The organism is Sphingomonas eleionomae, from assembly GCF_049889035.1.
In the GTDB taxonomy this organism is placed as follows: domain Bacteria; phylum Pseudomonadota; class Alphaproteobacteria; order Sphingomonadales; family Sphingomonadaceae; genus Sphingomonas.
Map to the genome: position 1 here is coordinate 597,336 of NZ_JBLTWP010000003.1, position 19,554 is coordinate 616,889.

The 19,554-nt window shown below is 64.3% G+C and carries 17 protein-coding genes; 5 read left to right on the top strand and 12 right to left on the bottom strand.

Annotated elements, in window-relative coordinates:
* Positions 1 to 19: 19 nt before the first annotated feature.
* Entirely contained in the window at positions 20 to 2,377 is a 2,358-nt protein-coding gene (locus ACNI3Q_RS11065) for a putative bifunctional diguanylate cyclase/phosphodiesterase (protein WP_426276614.1), read from the bottom strand.
* A gap of 83 nt (positions 2,378 to 2,460) precedes the next feature.
* Positions 2,461 to 4,233, bottom strand: a complete 1,773-nt coding sequence (locus tag ACNI3Q_RS11070) for a fatty acyl-AMP ligase (protein ID WP_426276702.1) — start codon at positions 4,231 to 4,233, stop codon at positions 2,461 to 2,463.
* A gap of 118 nt (positions 4,234 to 4,351) precedes the next feature.
* Between ACNI3Q_RS11070 and ACNI3Q_RS11075 the strand changes: the two genes are divergently transcribed.
* The 3 genes from ACNI3Q_RS11075 to ACNI3Q_RS11085 all read left to right on the top strand — a co-directional run bounded on the left by ACNI3Q_RS11075 (position 4,352) and on the right by ACNI3Q_RS11085 (position 6,063).
* Positions 4,352 to 4,888 carry a regulatory protein RecX gene (locus ACNI3Q_RS11075; RefSeq protein ID WP_426276616.1) on the top strand — a complete coding sequence of 179 codons (537 nt, stop codon included), beginning with the start codon at positions 4,352 to 4,354 and terminating at the stop codon, positions 4,886 to 4,888.
* A 63-nt stretch (positions 4,889 to 4,951) separates the two neighbouring features.
* Positions 4,952 to 5,542, top strand: a complete 591-nt coding sequence (locus ACNI3Q_RS11080) for a cold-shock protein (protein WP_426276618.1) — start codon at positions 4,952 to 4,954, stop codon at positions 5,540 to 5,542.
* The gene (locus ACNI3Q_RS11085) at positions 5,542 to 6,063 is read left to right on the top strand and encodes a DUF192 domain-containing protein (RefSeq protein ID WP_426276620.1); all 522 of its coding nucleotides are present in this window, start codon (positions 5,542 to 5,544) and stop codon (positions 6,061 to 6,063) included. Before ACNI3Q_RS11080 ends, ACNI3Q_RS11085 begins: the two co-directional genes overlap by 1 nt.
* A gap of 6 nt (positions 6,064 to 6,069) precedes the next feature.
* Here ACNI3Q_RS11085 and ACNI3Q_RS11090 read toward each other — a convergent pair whose 3' ends face one another.
* Entirely contained in the window at positions 6,070 to 7,494 is a 1,425-nt protein-coding gene (locus tag ACNI3Q_RS11090) for an aldehyde dehydrogenase family protein (protein ID WP_426276621.1), read from the bottom strand.
* 103 nt (positions 7,495 to 7,597) lie between these two features.
* Here ACNI3Q_RS11090 and ACNI3Q_RS11095 point away from each other — a divergent pair, with 103 nt between their 5' ends.
* Complete coding sequence (locus tag ACNI3Q_RS11095; RefSeq protein WP_426276623.1) at positions 7,598 to 8,572, top strand: quinone oxidoreductase family protein; 975 nt, start codon at positions 7,598 to 7,600, stop codon at positions 8,570 to 8,572.
* 7 nt (positions 8,573 to 8,579) lie between these two features.
* Here the strand turns inward: ACNI3Q_RS11095 and ACNI3Q_RS11100 are convergent, their stop codons facing one another.
* The 4 genes from ACNI3Q_RS11100 to ACNI3Q_RS11115 form a co-directional block, all read right to left on the bottom strand.
* Positions 8,580 to 10,037, bottom strand: coding sequence for a S41 family peptidase (locus tag ACNI3Q_RS11100; RefSeq protein WP_426276625.1), 1,458 nt, complete (start codon positions 10,035 to 10,037; stop codon positions 8,580 to 8,582).
* Between the two features lie 87 nt (positions 10,038 to 10,124).
* A complete protein-coding gene (locus ACNI3Q_RS11105; protein ID WP_426276627.1) occupies positions 10,125 to 11,228 on the bottom strand; it encodes an AraC family transcriptional regulator in 1,104 nt (367 codons plus the stop codon).
* Positions 11,229 to 11,269: 41 nt separating this feature from the next.
* Complete coding sequence (locus ACNI3Q_RS11110) at positions 11,270 to 11,878, bottom strand: flavodoxin family protein (RefSeq protein WP_426276629.1); 609 nt, start codon at positions 11,876 to 11,878, stop codon at positions 11,270 to 11,272.
* 54 nt (positions 11,879 to 11,932) lie between these two features.
* Positions 11,933 to 13,237, bottom strand: coding sequence for a M20/M25/M40 family metallo-hydrolase (locus tag ACNI3Q_RS11115; protein WP_426276631.1), 1,305 nt, complete (start codon positions 13,235 to 13,237; stop codon positions 11,933 to 11,935).
* Between the two features lie 168 nt (positions 13,238 to 13,405).
* Between ACNI3Q_RS11115 and ACNI3Q_RS11120 the strand changes: the two genes are divergently transcribed.
* A complete protein-coding gene (locus ACNI3Q_RS11120) occupies positions 13,406 to 13,768 on the top strand; it encodes a hypothetical protein (protein ID WP_426276633.1) in 363 nt (120 codons plus the stop codon).
* Between the two features lie 85 nt (positions 13,769 to 13,853).
* On the opposite strand, the gene glnA is transcribed toward ACNI3Q_RS11120, so the two are convergent.
* The 5 genes from glnA to ACNI3Q_RS11145 all read right to left on the bottom strand — a co-directional run bounded on the left by glnA (position 13,854) and on the right by ACNI3Q_RS11145 (position 19,501).
* Positions 13,854 to 15,266 (bottom strand): type I glutamate--ammonia ligase, encoded by a 1,413-nt coding sequence (glnA, locus tag ACNI3Q_RS11125; protein WP_426276635.1) that lies wholly within the window; start codon positions 15,264 to 15,266, stop codon positions 13,854 to 13,856.
* A 116-nt stretch (positions 15,267 to 15,382) separates the two neighbouring features.
* Positions 15,383 to 15,721 carry a P-II family nitrogen regulator gene (locus ACNI3Q_RS11130; RefSeq protein WP_260022356.1) on the bottom strand — a complete coding sequence of 113 codons (339 nt, stop codon included), beginning with the start codon at positions 15,719 to 15,721 and terminating at the stop codon, positions 15,383 to 15,385.
* A gap of 190 nt (positions 15,722 to 15,911) precedes the next feature.
* Positions 15,912 to 16,793 (bottom strand): HpcH/HpaI aldolase/citrate lyase family protein, encoded by an 882-nt coding sequence (locus tag ACNI3Q_RS11135; protein WP_426276638.1) that lies wholly within the window; start codon positions 16,791 to 16,793, stop codon positions 15,912 to 15,914.
* Positions 16,794 to 16,885: 92 nt separating this feature from the next.
* On the bottom strand, positions 16,886 to 18,301 hold the full coding sequence (locus tag ACNI3Q_RS11140; protein WP_426276640.1) for an exopolysaccharide biosynthesis polyprenyl glycosylphosphotransferase: 1,416 nt from the start codon (positions 18,299 to 18,301) through the stop codon (positions 16,886 to 16,888).
* A 192-nt stretch (positions 18,302 to 18,493) separates the two neighbouring features.
* Positions 18,494 to 19,501, bottom strand: coding sequence for an NAD-dependent epimerase/dehydratase family protein (locus tag ACNI3Q_RS11145; protein ID WP_426276642.1), 1,008 nt, complete (start codon positions 19,499 to 19,501; stop codon positions 18,494 to 18,496).
* Positions 19,502 to 19,554 lie beyond the last annotated feature (53 nt).

Sequence of the window (19,554 nt, forward strand, 5' to 3'; positions counted from 1 at the left end):
TTGCGCATTCGGCAAGCGATTATGCGGCGGCGCTGGAAGAACCGCTGTTGAGCGCGATCGCGCGCGCCTCGTCGACGGGCAGGGGGCGTCCGAAATAATAGCCCTGTACCTTGGTACAGCCCAGCATCCGGACCAGTTCGTGCTCCTGCTCGGTCTCGACGCCTTCGGCCGTGGTTGCCATGTTCAGCGACTGGGCAAGGGCGACGACGGCGCGGATGATCGCAATCGCTTCCTTTTCCCCGCGCGATGCCCCCTGCACGAAACTGCGGTCGATCTTGATCGAGGAAAAGCGCGTGCGGCTGAGGTAGCCGAGCGAGGAATAGCCCGTGCCGAAATCATCGAGGCTGAGGCGCACGCCAAGATCGAGCACCCGTTCAAGTACCCGGATCGCGCTGGTCCCTTCGCGCATGAACACGCTTTCGGTGACTTCCAGCTCCAGCCGTTCGGCCGGCAGGCCCGTCTCCTGCAGCGTATGGGACACCAGCCCCACGAAATTGGGGGAATAAAGCTGTTCGGCGCTCACGTTGACCGCGATCCGGATATTGGCGGGCCAGCGCGCCGCCTCTGCACATGCGTGTTTCAGCACCCACGCGCCGATTGCGGGGATCAGCCGCGCTTCTTCGGCAAGCGGGATGAAGCGCGCGGGCGACACTTGGCCATGTTCCGGATTGTACCAGCGCAGCAGCGCCTCGAATCCCGTCAGCCGTCCGTCGGTCGCATCGACGACAGGCTGATAGTTCAGTGAAAATTCGTCCAGGTCGAGCGCGCTGCGCAGCGCGATTTCCAGCTTGCGCTTTTCTTCGGCCTCGACGTGCAACTGCGGCTCATAGATATGGACATTGCCGCCGCCGGCATCCTTTGACCGGTACAGCGCCAGATCGGCCGACCGGATCAGCGTTTCCGCGCTCCGCCCGTCCCGTGGGCCAGTGGCAAGGCCGATGCTTGCGCCGATGAACAAGGTGTTCTGATCGACCTCATAGGGGCGCGACAACGTGTCGATGATGCGATTGGCCAGCTGTTCGACCGCCTTTGAATCAGTGGCGTCGGGGATGATCAGCGCAAATTCGTCGCCGCCCAGCCGCCCGATCACCGCATTTTCGCCGGCCAGCTGCGCCAGACGCTGCGCCACCTTGCCAAGCAGGCGGTCGCCGACCTGATGGCCCAGCGTATCGTTCACCGCCTTGAACCGGTCGAGGTCGATCATCATCAGCGCGCACCGCGAGCGCCACTGGTCTGCCCGCTCCAGCGCCCGTGCCAGCGATTCGTTGATCGACAGCCGGTTGGGCAGGCCGGTCAACAGGTCGTATCGCGCCAACCGGCTGATCTTTTCCGCCGATGCCCGCGCCTCGGTCACGTCCGATCCGACGCCGCGATAGCCAAGGAACGTGCCGCGGTCGTCATAGCGCGGGCTGGCGGTGATTTCCCACCAGCGCTGCTGGTCCGCGACATGGACCGGCAGCAGGATGTCGGCAAACGGCTCGCGCTGCTTCAGCCGTTCGGACAGCTCGCGAAGGCCGGGGTGGAAATTCCCCGCTTCCCATGACGGCCCGGCCAGCACCTCCAGCAGCGACCGGCCCGTAATGTCCGCCGGCTCCACCCCGATCGACCGCGCAAATCGAGGACTGGCCCGGGTCAGGCGGCGCTGGGCGTCGATTTCCCACAGCCAGTCCGACCCGTCGTCCTCGAACTCGCGCAGCAACAGGCTGACCGTCTGATCCCGCTCGCCCAGCGCAATCTCGTTTGCGCGCAGCACCACCAGCGATTCGCCACGGGCGAAGCAGGCGAGCATCAACAGCGCCATGAACACCATCGTCGCCGCTGCCAGCGCGAAATGCGCCTGGATGGCCAGCATGACCGCCGCAGCAATGCCCGTGATGGCCAGAAACACCAACGTCGCCAGCGGCAGCGCGGCCATGGCAAAGGCAGCCGCCGCCATCAGCACCGCCAGGATCATCCAAAGGCCAAAGAGCGTGTCCGTCGTGGCACCCGGCGAAAACGCCAGCGGCGGTACCGACCAGACAGCGGCCAGCGCAACGCCGTCCAGCATCGTGTCGCGCACCTGCCGCACCTCTGCAGTGGCAAGCGCCGGTCCGCCCGCCGAAAGGCGGCGAAACGCAACAGCGGAGGAGATGGCCGCGACGAATGCCCACCAGCAGGCCAGTTGCCACAAGGGCTGTTCAGCGCGGAACAGCATGACCACCAGTGTCGCGGTCAGGACGCTGGCGCCCAGCATCAGCATGGCCAACTGTCGCCCGGCATTCAGCTGGGCCGCGCGGATCGGCCCCCAATCGGTATCGTCCGCCGGGTCATACAGACCCAGCAGGGCTCGAAAATCGATCCGCGGGTGCGGAAACTGGGATTGGACAGCATCGCTCACTCGCCGACCATAACCCCCGGCTGGTTAGCGAGAGGTTAGGCCGCGCACGGCGATCATCATGAATTCAGCGTAACAAAGCAATTTTATGCTGCAATGTCATAGGGCTTGATCTCGCCCGCCAGATACAGGTTGCGCGCCTTGGCCCGGCTGAGCTTGCCGGAGCTGGTGCGGGGCAGCGTGCGCGGCGGGATCAGTTCGATCACGCAGTTCATGCCAGTCACCGACTTCACCCGTTCGCGGATTTCATCGCGCAGGCGAACCCGCTCCTTCTCGTCCGACGTGCGGCATTGCACCAGCACGGCGGGAGTTTCCTCGCCGCCCGGTGTCGTGATGGCAAAGGCGGCGATATCGCCCTGCTTGAACCCGGGCAGCTGCTCGACCGCCCATTCGATATCCTGCGGCCAATGGTTTTTGCCATTGACGATGATCATGTCCTTGGCGCGGCCGACGATGTAGATATAGCCGTTCGAGATATAGCCCATGTCGCCGGTATCCAGCCATCCGTCGGTCATGCACGCCGCGGTCGCCTCAGCATCCCGGAAATAGCCCTGCATGATCGACGGGCCGGTGCACCACACCTTGCCGATCGCCTTTTCGGGCAGGGGCTGGCCATATTCGTCGCGGATCTCGACGGTCATGTCCTTGACCGGCTTGCCGCAGTTCACGATTGCGCGATATCGCTGTGGCCGGTTGGCCTGGGCATGGCTGCCGCCGGAAAGCTGCGTTTCCTCGACCAGTTCGACCACGATCCCCTCTGCGGGCGGCATGATCGACACGGCCAGTGTCGCCTCGGCCAGGCCATAGCTGGGCAGGAAGGCGGATGCCTTGAACCCGGCGACCGCAAACGCATCGACAAAGCTCTGCATCACGTCGGGTCGGATCATGTCCGCACCGTTGCCCGCCAGGCGCCAGCGCGACAGGTCGAACCGCTCGCCCGGGCGCGTCTGGCTCGATACGCGGCGGGCGCAGATGTCATAGCCGAATGTGGGAGAATAGCTGATCGAGGTGCCCGGATTGCGGCTGATCAGATCGAGCCAGGCGAGCGGCCGCCGAGCGAAATCCTCGGTTTTCAGATAGTCGGTCGACACCTGATTGGCGACCGGCGACAGGAAGCATCCGACCAGGCCCATGTCATGATACCAGGGCAGCCAGGAAATGCACCGATCACGCGGTTCCACCCGCATCCCGTGCGAATGGGCCGCCAGATTGTTCAGCAGCGCGCGGTGCGTGATGACAACGCCATGCGGAAACCGGGTCGATCCGCTGGAATATTGCAGATAAGCGATATCGTCCGGGGTCGCCTTGGGCAGTTCCGCTTCGGGCGCGGGGCGATCACCGAACGCTTCCCATGCCACTGCATCCACATTGCACTGCCGTGCCGCATCCTGGCACATCGCATCCAGCGATTCCGGATAGATGAGCAGGACAGGATCACAGCTTTTGAGCTGAACCGTCAGCTGGTCGATATAGCTTTGCGCCCCGCCAAAGCTGGTCGGCAACGGCAGCGGCACCGGCCATGCGCCGGCATAGACCGCGCCAAAGAAAAGGCTGGCAAATTCAGGTCCGGTTTCCGCGATCAGCGCGATCCGGTCCGCCGGCTTGATCCCGGCTGCGATCAGGCGCTTTGCCTGTGCCAGGGCATCGGTGCGCAGCGCACTGAACGGATAGGGCAGGGCAAGCTGACCCCGCGCGTCGTGGAAATTCAGGCCGCGCACACCCTGCGCCGCATAATCCAGCGCCTCGCCCAGGTTATCGAAATCGGCAAAACGGCGCGGCAAAGCGTCCTCCAACGGCGTCGGCACCAGCGCCGGCTCATTGGTGTTTGCAGCAGTTCGTGTTGCGGTTTCTTCAATCATCTCAATCACTCGCGCCCCAATATGCGGCCGGGTTCAGCCTTTAACCATCAGGTTGGCCGGACGCTCTGGCCCGCAGTCGCGTTCAAAATCGGATGCCAGTGTGGCACAAACATGGCGCATGGATCGATCCAACCCGAATCGCCCTCCGCTCGACCACGCTGCGCTGGAGCGTCTGGCGCTGCGTTATGTCGAGCGATTCGCCACATCGCGCGGCCGGTTGCTCGCCTATCTCGAGCGCAAGCTGTTCGAACGCGGTACTGTGGAGGGCCCCCGGCCGGATGCAGGATCCATTGCGGACCGCATGGTCATGCTCGGCTATGTCGACGATCGGGCTTATGCCGATGCGCGGTCGCGCGCACTGTCCCGTCGCGGGATGGGCGGCCGACGGATCGACATGGCGCTGCGTCAGGCTGGCATCGACGAACCCCTGCGCCAGGAAACCATTGATTCAACGGACAGTTCGGCGGAACAGCGTGCGCTGCGTTATGCCGAACGACGCCGTTTCGGGCCGTTTTCCAGAGCGTTGGCCGATCCCGACCAGCAGCGGCGCCAAGTCGCGGCGATGGTCCGCGCAGGGCACGCACCCGCACTTTCGGCAAGGATCGTGCGCATGAAGCCCGGCGACGACGCTCTCGAACCTGTGGATAATGCGTAAGCGAAACAAATATTCACCTTCACATAAATGCTGTGTTAAGCTCGTCGCTCGGGGGTATTTTCGATGCGAGCCGAACATCATCAGTTGATCGGGGACATGACCCCGGACATTTTGCCGGAGCCGGGCCGTGCAGTGCCTGCCGCCGAGCCCGGTATTGTCGCCACGGGCGTCGTCAAATGGTTCGATGTCACGCGCGGCTTCGGCTTTGTCGTTGCCGATGATGGCATGGGCGACATCCTGGTCCATTTCACCGTGCTGCAGCCGCACGGCCGCCGCAGCCTGCCGGAAGGTGCGCGGGTCGAATGCGTCGCCGTTCCGCGCAATCGTGGGCTTCAGGCGCGCGAGATCCTCAGCATCGACCTTAGCACCGCGCTGGAAATGCCGCGCCCCCGTGCCACCGACCGGCTGGAACGCACCCGGTTGATCGCCGATGCCGGACCGTTCGAACCGGTTGCGGTAAAGTGGTTCAATCGGCTGAAAGGGTATGGTTTTCTGGTGCGGCCACAAGACAGCGCCGATATCTTCGTGCATATGGAAACCCTGCGCAGCGCGGGGATCGACGAGGTCGAGCCGGAACAGCCGCTTCGTGCGCGCATTGTCGACGGTGCCAAGGGGCCGCTGGCGGTCGCCGTGGAGAAAATGGACGGTCAGTAATGCGTACAGGATTTTCGGGTTTCAAACTGGCGGCGATGATCGCTGCCTCTTTCATCGCCGCTCCGGCACTGGTGGCCTGCGCCGAAAATGGCGTGGCACAGGGCACGACGGGCGGCACGGAACAGGCCAGCGTAGCCGTCACCATCACCACGGCGGATGGCAAGACGCACGCGTTCAAGGTTGAACAGGCGCGCACCCGTCAGGAACAGGATCGCGGCCTGATGTTCCGCACCGACATTCCGGAAAATGGCGGAATGCTGTTTTTCCCCTATCCGGCGGAAGGCGGCGGCCCGCGTGAGGCGAGCTTCTGGATGCGCAACACGCCATCGCCGCTGGATATCCTGTTCATCCGCCAGGATGGCTCGATTGCCACCATCGCGGAAAACACCGAGCCGTTTTCGGAAGTGCCGATCCGTTCGGGCGAGCCGGTGGGCGCCGTGCTTGAACTGCGCGGTGGCCGGGCGGCCGAACTGGGCATCGCGCCCGGCGACACGGTGCGCTGGACCGGCGCCAAGCAGTAGGCCGCGTCAGGCAAAGACGCCCATCACCGCCTTTGTCTCCAGAAACTCCTCCAGCCCGAACCGGCCATGTTCGCGGCCGTTGCCCGACTGCTTGTACCCGCCAAAGGGCAGCATTGGGTCGGGCTGGCCGCCGTTGATATAGACCATACCGGCCCGGATGCGGGTGGCGACGCGCCGGGCGTGTTCCGGCTCGCCGCACACCACGCTGGACAGGCCGTAAACGGTGTCGTTCGCAATCGCGATCGCCTGTTCCTCGTCGGTATAAGGCATCAGCGTGACGACCGGCCCGAAAATCTCCTCCCGCGCGATGGTCATGCCATTGTCGACATCGCGGAACAGGGTCGGGCGAACATAATAGCCCTGGTTACGCCCCTCCGGCCGGCCGGTCCCGCCGGTCACCAGCGTCGCGCCCTCATCGATGCCCGTCTGGATCAGCCGCTGGATCTTTTCCCACTGCGTCCGATTGACGACCGGGCCGATATGGCGCCCCTCTGCATCGGGATCGCCCACGGTCACGCTGTCCATCACCTGATGCGCGATTTCGGCGGCCTCGTCCTGCCTGTCGGCCGGCACCAGCATCCGCGCGGGCGCAATGCAGCTCTGGCCGGAATTGTTCATCACGGTCAGCACGCCCGTCGTCACCGCTCGTTTCAGGTCGGCGCTTGGTAGGATCAGGTTGGGCGATTTGCCGCCCAGTTCCTGATGCACCCGCTTCACCGTATCCGCCGCCGCCCGGGCGACCAGCACGCCAGCGCGGGTGGAGCCGGTGAAGCTGACCATGTCCACGCCCGGATGGCCGGACAGTGCCGCGCCGACCCCCGGACCATCGCCATTGACCATGTTGAACACGCCGGCCGGTACGCCCGCCTTGTCCAGCACTTCGGCAAAGATCGCGGCACAGCTCGGCGCCTCTTCCGACGGTTTCAGCACCATGGTGCATCCTGCGGCCAGCGCCGGAGCGACCTTTGACACGATCTGATTGAGCGGCCAGTTCCACGGCGTGATCATCGCCACCACGCCGATCGGCTCGCGCCGGACCAGGTGGTTGCCGATCCGCTCCTCCCACTCGAAATCGGCCAGCACCTTGATGACTGCATTCAGGTGGCCGACCCCGGACCCGACCTGAGCCGTCGCCGCCATCGAAATGGGACAGCCCATTTCCTCGCTGATCGCTGCCGCCATTTCCCGCGCCCGCGCCTTGTAGGCGTCGAGCACCGCGCGCAGCAGGTCCACCCGGTCCGCAACGCTGGTCTGCGCAAAGGCTGGAAAGGCGCGAACAGCGGCGGCGACGGCGCGGTCGGCATCCGCGGCGGTGCCCAGCATGATTTCGGCGCAGGGCTGCTCGGTCGCGGGATTGATCACCGGGTGCGGCGTGCCGCCCAGGCTGTCGACCCATTGCCCGTCGATATAGTGCTTCAGATGCTGTCTCATTCCGATTGCTCCTGCCGGCCCTGCGTCCTACCGACCTTTCCACGTTGATGGCGATGCAGCCGGCCGGGTGCAAGGCGGCGGTACCAGCGAAAGGGACGGACAGATGACGCGAATGGCGATGATAGAGGCGCATGGCGGGCCGGACGTCATCCGGATCGTCGACCGCGACCTGCCCCTGCCGGGACCGGGCGAGGTGCGGATGCGTAACACCGCAATCGGCCTCAACTTCATCGATACCTATTATCGTTCGGGCCTGTATCCCGTGCCGCTTCCCGGCGGCCTTGGCCTTGAAGCTGCCGGCGTCGTCGAGGCGGTGGGAGAGGGGGTGACCCGGTTCGCGCCCGGCGCGCGGGTGGCGACATTCGGTCCTGCGCTCGGTGCCTATTGCGATGCGCGCAATGTGGCGGCCGACGCCCTGTTCGACCTTCCGCCCGCGATCACCGACGACGTGGCGGCCGCCGTGCTGCTAAAGGGGGCGACGGCCGAGTTCCTGGTCGAACGCTGTGCGACGCTGCTGCCCGGCGATACGGTGCTGGTTCATGCCGCTGCGGGCGGGGTGGGGCACCTGCTCGTCCAATGGCTCAACCATCTGGGCATGGTCGTGATCGGCACGGTCGGCAGCGAGGAAAAGGCGGATCGCGCGCGCGCCGCCGGGTGCGATCATGTGATCTTCTACAAAAAGGAGGATGTGGCCAAACGGGTCCGCGCGCTGACCGGCGGGGCGGGCGTCGCCGTGGCCTTTGACGGGGTTGGCGCCTCGACCTGGGAAGCATCGCTGGCATCCATGGCGCCGCGCGGTCTGATTATCAGCTATGGCAACGCGTCCGGCCCGGTAGAGGGCGTCAAGCTGGCCGCGCTGAACCAGCATGGCTCGCTGTTCGTCACCCGGCCGAAACTGTTCGACTATTACACCCTGCCGCACGAGCGGGCGGACGGCATGGCTCGGCTGTTCGCCATGATCGAGCAGGGCGTGCTGAAGGTCGAGATCGGTCAGCGCCTCCCCCTCGATCAGGCGGCGGAGGCCCATCGGCTGATCGAGGGCGGGCATACGATCGGTTCCACCCTACTGATTCCGTAGGCCGCTCTTATCCCCGACCAAGGATCCACGTGCGGGCCGCGGCCATTTCGGGATCGCGCGAACCGGCAATGTCCGCGACCGACGGGGCCACCCGCTCGTCGGGCATCACCCCGCTGTCGGGCTGCGGCGTCAGGGGGAAATAGCCGTTGATCGGCAGGTCGAATTCCAGCCCGCTTTGCGGCAGCCGCACGAAGAAATAGGACCCGCCATTGATCCCGCGCAGGTTGCCGCCCGTTTCCTGCCCGAACAATCGAACCAGGCCCGACTGCTTCGCCCGCCGGGCAAAGCCATAGGTTGCCGAACTGCATGCCGGGCCGACCAGCGCTGCGACGGGGCAGCGGACACGCGGGCCGATCGCGGGGATGCGATCCACCGCCTCCCGGTCGGACCGCCAGAAATAGCCATTGTCGATGGCCACCGCATCGACGCCCAACCGTCGAAAGCTGTCGTCCCATGTGTCGAGATAGGGGTCGAGTGCCGGCGGCGTCGTGCGATACCGCAGCCGCGTCTGATATCCCGGCAATTCCAATTCCGCACCCGCCAGCCGCGACAGGAAATGGTCGCCGCAGTCCGTGCCGCCTTCATTGTGGCGCAGGTCGATGACGATGCCCCGGGCGTCGCCCAGGCTGGCAAACCGGTCGTCCAGCCACGCCTTCCAGTCCCATTTGCCGCGATAGGTGACCCAGCTAGGCATGGTCAGCACGGCGATGCCGTCCGTCACGGTCCAGTCCCAGAGGGGCTTGTCGTTGGCTGCGCTGTCCTCGATCCCCCTCTGGTCCGCCCGGCGTTCGGCCAGGGTGATGGCGGGCACGGTGATTGCCAGCCCCCGACCGTTCGGCAACACGGCGTCGATCGCAAACCCGCCGTCGACAGGCGGAAACAAAAGCCCCTGAAACAGGTCGAATGTTTCGAACCGCTCATTCCCGCGCACGGCCATCAGCGACGTCCGCTTGCCATCATTCCCGCCATCGGCCCGGGCATAGGGCAGCAGGTCGCGCAGCATCCGCCGCGTGGGGATGCCATTGATGCGGGTGACGGTGGTTCCCTGCACCAGCGCCTCTGCCCCGCGCCCGGCGGCCACGACGACCATCTGCCCGTCGATCCAGGTGAAGCGCAGCGGCAACCGGGTCGGACGGTCAAACAGCTGCTGGGCGACGACGCGCGTCTGATTGAACGGGTTGCAGTGCGTGTGACTGCAGCGGATGGTGCTGAGCAGCCGCGACAGCGCCAGATAGCGTTGCTCCAGCGTCGCCAGCCCCGCCCATTGTTCCGCCAGCCGGTCGATCCGGCCTGCCATCTGGCGTGAGCTGGAATAGCGGTACAGGCCAGGATGCAGGGCAAGCGCGCCGCGCAGCACCGCCATGTCGTCCATGGTGGACGCCGCCACCGCCATGGTTGCACGCCCCGCGACTGGGCCGATCACCCCCGCCGCAATCATTCCCTTAAGCCAGTCCCGCCGGTTCATCCGTGCCACTCCCGTTTGCGTTGATGGCCGACCGGATGGCCGGAATTGCCCGGTCCATCGCCTCAAATCATCGATGGACGCCGATATTCACGATGTGAGACGTGCCCGCCAGGCACTTGGCGCCGCACCAAAGCGTTCGGAAAAGGCGCGGTTGAAGTTGGCTTTCGAACTGAACCCTGCGGCCAGGGCCAGATCGAGCAGGGTGTGCCCCGGCTGGTGCACCATTGCCGCCGCAACCGCCTCTGCCCGCAAGCGGTTGATGAACGTCGAAAAATTGACCCCCAGCCCGTCGTTCAGTGCACGCGACAAATGGCTGCTATTGGTACCCAGCAGGCGCGCGGTCTGGGCCAGCGTCAGTCCCGGTTCGGCTGCCCACCCGCCCACGCGGATGGCCTCTGCCCATGTCTCGCCCTGCACCTGCCAGTCCCGGCCGGGCGACACCGCCGGCGCAGGCGTCGCCAGATCCGCCAGCCTTGGAAAGGGAAGGACGGCATGGCGCCACCCCTCGATCGCCAGGAACAGGGCAACGCCCGCGATCGTCAGATACAGGCCCATATAGGCATGATAGCTGATCGGCATGAACAGGCCGGCGATGCTGTACCCCGCCCATATCGGGAACAGGATGGCCGCCCCGATCATCGCATTGCGAAGCCAGCGGGGCGCATAGCGATGATCGTCGCCGACATGATCGACCAAGGCGGCGGTATAGGTGCTGATCAGGTCGCGGCTTATCCGGCCATACCAGGCAAAACCGGCAATCAGCGCCGATCCGGTCAGCACGCCATAGGCAAGATCGGACCGATCGGACCATGCCCATTTCGCCTCAAGCGGCAGCAGGAAACAGCCGCAAAGGTAGATCAGCTGCACCGCCGCCGGGATCAGGTGCAGCGCCCCTCGCCGCGGCCATGCACCGGTGACCAGCGCGACGGCGTACAACCAGAACAGCGGCGCGACCGCCAGGCTGATCTGGAATGGCGCAAAGGTCAGCCACGGCCAGCGATCGTAAAAGCCTGCAAACCCGATGATCCACGGCGTGATCATCGACGCCATCACAAGCAGCAGCACGGCAAGCGTCCGGTTGGCCGCACGATTGACCATGGACCGGGCCAGTGCGACCGCAATGGCCAGCAACTGCACCGCCGCCACCAGCAGCACCGCCGTGCGCCACCCGAATACCAGCCCCTCCAGCATTGCCCAACCGTAACGAAAAGCCAGTCTGGCTCAACAGCTGACTATCCCGGATAGGGGGACTGTTTCAGCAGCGTCGCCAGGTGCGCCGCATTTCCGGCCACCATGGCGGCAGTCTCAAGCACCTTTTCAGGCGTGGCCTCCAAGTCCTTGAAATCGGTCGATCCCATTGCCTCGCCCACCCAATAGCAGGCGGCGACCGCCGGGATGGTAAATCCGACATCGTTCAACGACTGGAAAATCTGGGCCGACGAAAAATGCGCGCCGTCCTCGTTTCCGACGATCGCGGCCACGGCGACCTTGCCATAGCTGGGCATCCGGCCGGCATCGTCGGTTTCCGAGATGAACGCGTCCATCCGTTCCAGCACCCGCTTGGCCACGCTACCGATCTGGCCCATCCAGATCGGGCCGCCCAGGATGAGAATATCGGCGCCCAGGATCTTCTCACGGATCGCGAGCCAGGCATCGCCGTCGCCCTCGTCCGAGGTGACGCCGGGTTTGACGTCGTGTGCGGCGATGCGGATGGTTTCGGTGATGGTAACGTCATGCTTGGCAAGGGCGTCAGCCAGCACCGCGATCATTGCATCGGTGCTGGACGGCGCGCCTTCATCCGCTTTCAGGGTGCAGTTCAGGGCAAGGGCAGTAATGGGCATGGCGTCATCTCCGGTCGGTACCCCCGCCAACAGCCAGACGAACGGATGGCCGGGTCAGTTCCCGCGCGGCGTTTGCGACAACCGGGTGATCAGCATGGCGGAACGCAGCGCCTGACGCGGGATGCTGTCCAGATCGACCCATTCCCCCGCCGCATGGGCATTGCCGCCGGCAGGGCCCATGCCACCCAGCGTATCGGCACGGTCGGCGACAAAGCTGGAATCCGCCGCGCCCCGCTTGGCCGGATCGAACTCCGCCATTTCCGGCAGCCCCAGATCGCGGTTCACCCGGTTCAGCTCGGCCAGCAGCGCCCGGTTGCCCGCCGTCGGCGCCATCGGCGGATAGCTTTCGGCAAACTGGATTTCGGCCTGCGTTCCCGGCAGGCTGACGGCGACGATCGCCTTCATCCGCGCGATCGTCCGATCATTCTGCTCCCGCGTTAGCGCGCGCAGGTCGCCCCGGGCAAAGGCGGTTTCGGCGATGATGTTGGTCTTGCCCGACGCCGTCACGCTGTCGCCGCTTTCGGCCAGTGCTGCGGGCGCACCGCCGCCCATGATCCCGACATTATAGGTCAGATATTGTTCGGCCAGCTCGCGCCGGAACGTATCTAGGATGCGCGCCAGCTCGTAATTCGCACCATATCCCAGCGCCGCGTTGAAAATGCCGCTGGAATGTCCGGTTTTGCCCCGGACGCTCAGCGTCCAGCTGGTCGAGCTGCGCCGCGCCGTGGTGCCGAATTCGCGCCCGTCCTCGGTTGCCACCGCCTCATATTCCAGCGCCACGTCGGCCCAGTCGCCCGCCGCGATCAGATCGCGCCGCGCCACGTCCAGCGGACGGCCGGTCGCTTCCTCGTCGCCGGTCATCACCACCATGATGTCCGCCCTGGCCAGCGTCCCTGCCGCCTTCATCGCGCGCAGTGCCTGCAGGATCACGACCATGCCGCCCTTGTCATCGACCACGCCGGGGCCGATCGCGCGGCGTCCCTCGACCTTCCATCCGGTAAAGCCGTTATCGGGTTCGAACACGGTATCCAGATGGCCGATCATCAGGACGCGCTTGCCCTTGCCATTGCCGCGATGGGTGGCGACCACGTGTCCGGCCCGGCCGGTTTCGCGCATGTCGACCCAGCGCGCATCGAACCCCAGTTCGGTGAGTTCGGCCCGCACCAGTTCGCCCACCCGCGTCACCCCCGCCAGATTGCGGCTGCCGCTATTCTGTTCGACCAGTGTTTTCAGCAGCGCCTCACCTTGCGCGGCGTCCGCCTTCACCGCGGCGGCAAGGGCGGGTTCCTGCGCGGTCGATGGCGTCAGGGGCAGCAGGGCGGCCATGGCGGCGACGAACAGGATTGGGCGCAGGGTCATGCCGCACAGGCTATCGGCAGTTTCAGCGTTGAAACAGCCCCCCTGAACGGCGCAACCGGATTTTCGCATGGCCGTTCATCGCAGGGCAAGCTAGCACACGGGAAAGCCGCTGCCCTTGTTCGCAGTTGCAGCAGCAATCGCGCCTGTTGGTACAGACAGTTGGATGGCATGGTCGAAGAAACGAATATCTCGCTGCAATGGTATGCCGTGATGAAGGAGGCGATTCACAACGATACCGGCCTCGAAAACACGCTGCTGCACCTGCATGGCGGTATGTTGATCCTGGTGCTGGCGCGCATGATTACCCGAAAGCCGCTGGAAACCTTTGTCCCGTTTCTGATCGTCCTTGCGCTGGAACTGCTCAACGAATGCATCGACCGGGTGAACCACGGGTCGTGGCTGTGGGATGACACGATCAGCGATCTGATCAATACGCTGCTCTGGCCGTTCGTCCTCAGCCTCGGCGTCTGGCTGCGTCCGATCGTCCTGCGGCGCAAGGACGGCCCGGCTGACGGTTCGACGAACCCTTGAACGCGAAACGCCCGGGATGACGATGCATCCCGGGCGTCCCGCTGTCCATGAACACGCGATCTAACGCGGTCCCATGAATGAATGATTACGCGCTGTAATACATGTCATATTCGACCGGGCTGGGCGTCATTTCCCAACGGGCCACATCGGCGCGCTTGATCTCGATATAGGCTTCGATCTGGTCCTTGGTGAACACGTCGCCCTTCAGCAGAAAGTCCATATCGGCTTCCAGGCTGTCCAGCGCCTCACGCAGGGAGCCGCAGACAGTCGGCACTTCGGCCAATTCCGCCGGCGGCAGGTCGTACAGATTCTTGTCCATCGGATCGCCCGGATGGATCTTGTTCTGAATGCCGTCCAGGCCAGCCATCAGCAGCGCGGCATAGCACAGATACGGGTTGGCCAGCGCGTCCGGGAACCGGAACTCGACGCGCTTCGCCTTGGCACCCGAACCATAGGGGATCCGGCACGACGCCGAACGGTTGCGTGCCGAATAGGCCAGCAGCACGGGCGCCTCATACCCCGGCACCAGACGCTTGTAGCTGTTGGTGCTGGGGTTGGTGAACGCGTTCAGCGCCTTGGCGTGCTTGATGACGCCGCCGATGAAATACAGGCACATTTCCGACAGGCCGGCATAGCCTTCGCCAGCGAACAGGGGCTTGCCCTTGTTCCAGATGGAGATGTGGGTGTGCATCCCCGAACCGTTATCTTCCTTGATCGGCTTGGGCATGAACGTCGCCGTCTTACCATAGGCGGCTGCGACCTGATGCACGACATACTTGTAGATCTGCATCCGGTCGGCCGTTTCGACCAGCGTGCCAAAGGTCAGGCCCAGTTCGTGCTGGGCAGAGGCGACCTCGTGGTGATGCTTGTCGCAGGGCAGGCCCATTTCGATCATCGTTGACACCATTTCGGCGCGGATATCGACGGCACTGTCCACCGGCGCGACGGGGAAATAGCCGCCCTTGGCGCGCGGACGGTGGGCCAGGTTGCCGCCTTCATATTCCTTGCCGGAATTGGTCGGCAGTTCGATGTCGTCGATCGAGAAATAGCTGGTGTTGTAGCTGGTTTCGAAGCGGACATCGTCGAACATGAAGAATTCGGCTTCCGGGCCGACATAGACGGTGTCGCCGATGCCCAGCGACTGCAGATACGCCTCCGACCGCTTGGCCGTGGAGCGCGGGTCGCGGCTGTACAGCTCGCCCGTCGACGGCTCGACGATGTCGCAAAAGATGATCAGCATCGGCGTGGCCGAAAATGGATCGACATAAACCGCGCCCAGGTCGGGCTTCAGGATCATGTCGGATTCGTTGATCGCCTTCCACCCTTCGATCGACGATCCGTCGAACATCAGGCCTTCGTTCAGCTCATCCTCGCCCATCACGCCGGCAACCATGGTCAGGTGCTGCCACTTGCCCTTGGGATCGGTGAACCGCAGGTCGACCCACTCGATTTCCTTGTCCTTGATCGTCTTCAGAACGCTGGCGGCGTCATTGGCCATGGAAGTGCCCTTTCGTTTCAGAATTCTTGCCGCGCGAATCGCGCAAGCAAATTGCGTGGATGCCAATTACTCATGCACAAGATTGTTGCGGAGCGTCAAATGCCCGTAACATTTGATCAGATGGCGTTGTCGTCCCGTTCGCCGGTGCGGATGCGCAGCGCAGCCTCGATCGGCATGACGAAAATCTTGCCATCGCCGATCCGGCCGGTTTGCGCGGCGGAAGCGATCGCCTCGACCACCCGCTCGGCCAGTTCGTCCTCGACCACGACCTCCAGCTTCACCTTGGGCAGGAAATCGACGACATATTCGGCGCCGCGATAGAGTTCGGTATGGCCCTTCTGCCGGCCAAAGCCCTTGGCTTCGGTGACGGTGATCCCGCTAACGCCGACTTCGTGCAGCGCTTCTTTCACCTCATCCAGCTTGAACGGCTTGATGATGGCTTCGATCTTTTTCACTGGCGTTTCCCTGTTTCCCCGGATGACATCCGCCGATCCGCTCCTCTGGCGGTGACCTTACAACAATTGTGCCATGCGTGCGAAGCGCGAAGCAAAGCCCTGTCCTGCTGTTTTGTCGGCACCCGGCCTGCTTAACTTTTAGGCAACTTGTCGCCGCTGCTGCATTGATCAGCACTGGCGATTTCACCCCTTATCCCGCGCGCTGTGCCAGTGTCAGCACCGCCTCTGCCCGTTTCAGGTGCGGGCGATCCAGCATTGCGCCGTCCAGGCCGATGGTGCCTGCGCCGGGGCTGGCGGCAAAGGCGGCGACAATGCGTTCGGCCCGTGCCACTTCGGCCGCATCGGGCGAAAAGCATCGGTTGATGATCGCAACCTGATCGGGGTGAATGGCCATCATGCCGCGAAAGCCGGCGCGCCGTCCCTCGCTTGCCACCGCTTCTAGCCCGGCGGCATCGCGGAAATCGCCATGGATCGTCTCGATCGGCGTAACCCCCGCCGCCGCCGCTCCGGTCAGGCACAGGGCGCGATACAGCTGAAACGGAAAGGCATAGCTGCCATCGCCATTGCGATTGCCCGACGCGCCAAGCGCCGTCGCGATATCCTCTGCGCCCCAGGTCAGCGCGGCAAGACGCGGGGTGCCACGATAGTCGCCAAGGCCGAACACGGCCTGCGGGGTTTCGGTGGCAATCGCCATTACCGCGATGCCGCCAATGGGAAGCCCGGCCGCCGCCTCAAGCGCCGAAAGATAATGGTCCAGCCGATCGCAATCGCCCCGCGTCGCCTTGGGCAACACAATCCCCGCAGGCCGCGCCGGAACAATGGCTGCCAGGTCCGCCAGCGCATGGGGCGTGTCCAGCGGGTTGATCCGCACCCATTGCCGGCCATCCGCGCCATGGGCGCGCAGATGCGCGGCAGTGATCGTGCGCGCATCCCTCTTGCGCTCCGGCGCCACCGAATCCTCAAGGTCGCACAGGATCAGGTCGGCTGCGCTCTCTGTCGCCTTGATCAGCTTGCGCTCGCTGTCGCCGGGGGCGAACAGCAATGATCGGGCGAGCAGCGGGGTAGGGGGCATGGCGATCCGTTCTCCTGTGTGGGCGGAGACGTGCAACGGCCATCGTCGGGATGCAAGAGCGGACGCGCGGCAAACGCCGCGGCCCTGCTCGGTCAGAACGCGTTGCGGTGAACCACCACGCGGAACGTCTTTACGATGATGATCAGATCCTGCCAGATCGACCAGTCGTTCAGATATTCAAGGTCGGCATAAAGCCGGTCGGTCAGGTCGCGCTCATGCTCGGTCGCGCCGCGGAACCCGCGGACCTGCGCCAGGCCGGTCAGGCCGGGCTTGGTCGCATGGCGCTGCCAGTAGCGGTCGTCGACTTCCCAGAACAGCTTGTCCGCCGCGCGGGAACCGAGCGCGTGCGGGCGCGGCCCGACAATGCTCATGTCGCCCTTCAGCACGTTGATCAGCTGCGGAAGCTCGTCCAGGCTGGTCTTGCGGATAAAGGCGCCGATGCGCGTGATCCGATCATCGTCGCGGGACGTGGATCGCGCGCCGTCCTCATCGCATTTCTCGACGCGCATCGACCGGAACTTCATCATCGGGAACATGCGGTTGCCAAGGCCGATGCGGGTCTGGACGAAGAACACCGGTCCCTCGCTCTCGCGCTTGATCAGCAGGGCCAGGACGATGAAGATCGGCGACAGCGCGATCAGCGCCAGCCCCGAAAACACGATGTCGAACGTCCGCTTGACGAAGGCATCGGTCGGGCCAAGCGGCCCCTGCGCGATGACCAGCGTCGGCGTGTCGGCCCACTGGCTGATTTCCAGTGGCTGCAATTCGGCCAGTTCCGGCGCAACCACTTCACTGCGGACATTCGCGCCCTTCAGCGCCTTGACCCACGCACTGCGCCGCTCCGGCGAACAGGCAACGACGACGCGGTCCGATTCCCGCAGCGCCCGGGCCAGCCGGTCGAACATGATCGGGCAATGATTGTCCGGGTTCAACCAGGAATCGGCGGCGATATAGGTGGAATATTGGCCGGTCAGCGGGATCTGTTCGCCGTCGCTGATCAGCACTGTGCTGAAGATGTTCGGCCCGATCGACCGCCTGACATAGCGGTTATACATCACCCGCAGCGCGACCAGCGTCAGCAACGCCAAGCCGGACCCGATGGTGAAGGTCGCGCGCGATACCTCGTCCCCGATCTTCAGGTAAAACACCATGAAGGCGACGATGCCCATGGTCAGCAGCAGCGCGCGCACGGACCGCCGGATGCCGCCGCCCCGATCGGAAAAGATCTCGACCGAATAGGCGCCGGCATTGGCCGAAACCGCCAGAAAGATGGGCGCAATGACCAGGCCGATGGCAAAGTCGCGGCTGCCGATCATCAGGTCGAGCACGCTGTCGAAAAAGTCCGACACCTGCTCGGCACTGAAATATGCGATCATGACCGCGGCGATATCAACGATGACCAGGCCGATGATCGTTCGAACCCGTGCCGTTTTCTGCCCCAGACGCCAACGAACATTCAGTTCCGGCGTCTTGGAAGCGGTCGCGATCCGACCAGCTTCGAGGTTCATAAAAGGCCCCTTTGCAAGGAAACGACTCAAACGCGCGGAACTGACGTTCGTCGCTTATCTAGCATGTAAAATGTGAATGCTATATTGCGGTGCAGCGAAAATTCGGCACGGCCGGTCTCTGTCTCACGCGGGGACATTCACCATTGATCGGATGATTTTCTGCCGCCCGCGCTCGATGCCGGGCATTATCCCCTAAGTTCGATAGCTTAGGTACCAGTGTACGAAAGCGGTCACGCCGTTCGACAATGGCGTGGTGGGCATATGCCCGGTCAGGGCCCTCAACAAATCGGGATTGGAATAGGTGAGGGGAACATCGCCGGGCTGCATCGGCAGCATGTTCAGACGGGCCGTCCGGCCGGTCGCCTGTTCGATGATTCGCACGAAATCCATCAGCGCGGTCGGTTTGCCACCCCCGATATTGACGATGCGATAGGGCGCTTCGGCTGACAGGGTATCCAGGCCCGCGGGGTCGGTGATGCGGTTGCCCTCATCCGGCGCGCGGTCGGCCAGCGCGACGATGCTGTCGACCAGATCGTCGATATAGGTGAAGTCGCGGGCCATTTCGCCATGGCCGTAAATGTCGATCGGCCGGTCGTTGAGGATCGCGTCGACAAATTTGAACAGCGCCATGTCCGGCCGGCCCCACGGGCCATAGACGGTGAAGAAGCGGAACATGGTCATCGGCACGCGGGTCAGGTGCGCCTGGGCATGGGCCATCGCCTCCATGCCCTTTTTCGTGGCGGCATAGAGGCTCAGCGGTTCGTCCGCGCGGTGCCCCTCGCTGAACGGCGCATCCCGGTTGGCGCCATAGATGGACGAGGTCGACGCCATCATCAAATGCGCCGGCCTCAGCCGCCCGGCCAGCGCCAGCACATTCCACGATCCGATCAAATTGCTGTCGAGATAGGTCAGCGGCGCTTCGATCGAATGGCGCACGCCCGCCTGTCCGGCCAGGTGGATGATGACGTCCGGCTGTGCAGCATCGCCCGCCGCATCCAGTGCTGCCTGATCCTCCAGCATCCCCGTATGATGCCGATATCCCTCGAACGCGTTGAGGATGTCGAGCCGCGCCTGTTTCAGCGACACGTCGTAATAGGGGGTCATGCCGTCAAAGCCGGTCACGACATGGCCGGCATCCAGCAATCGTTTCGCCAGGTGAAAGCCGATAAAGCCCGCCGTGCCGGTAATCAGATAGCGCATGCTGGATGGGTTCCGATTATTCGGCAACGCCGCCGGCCGGGGGCGATCCTCTG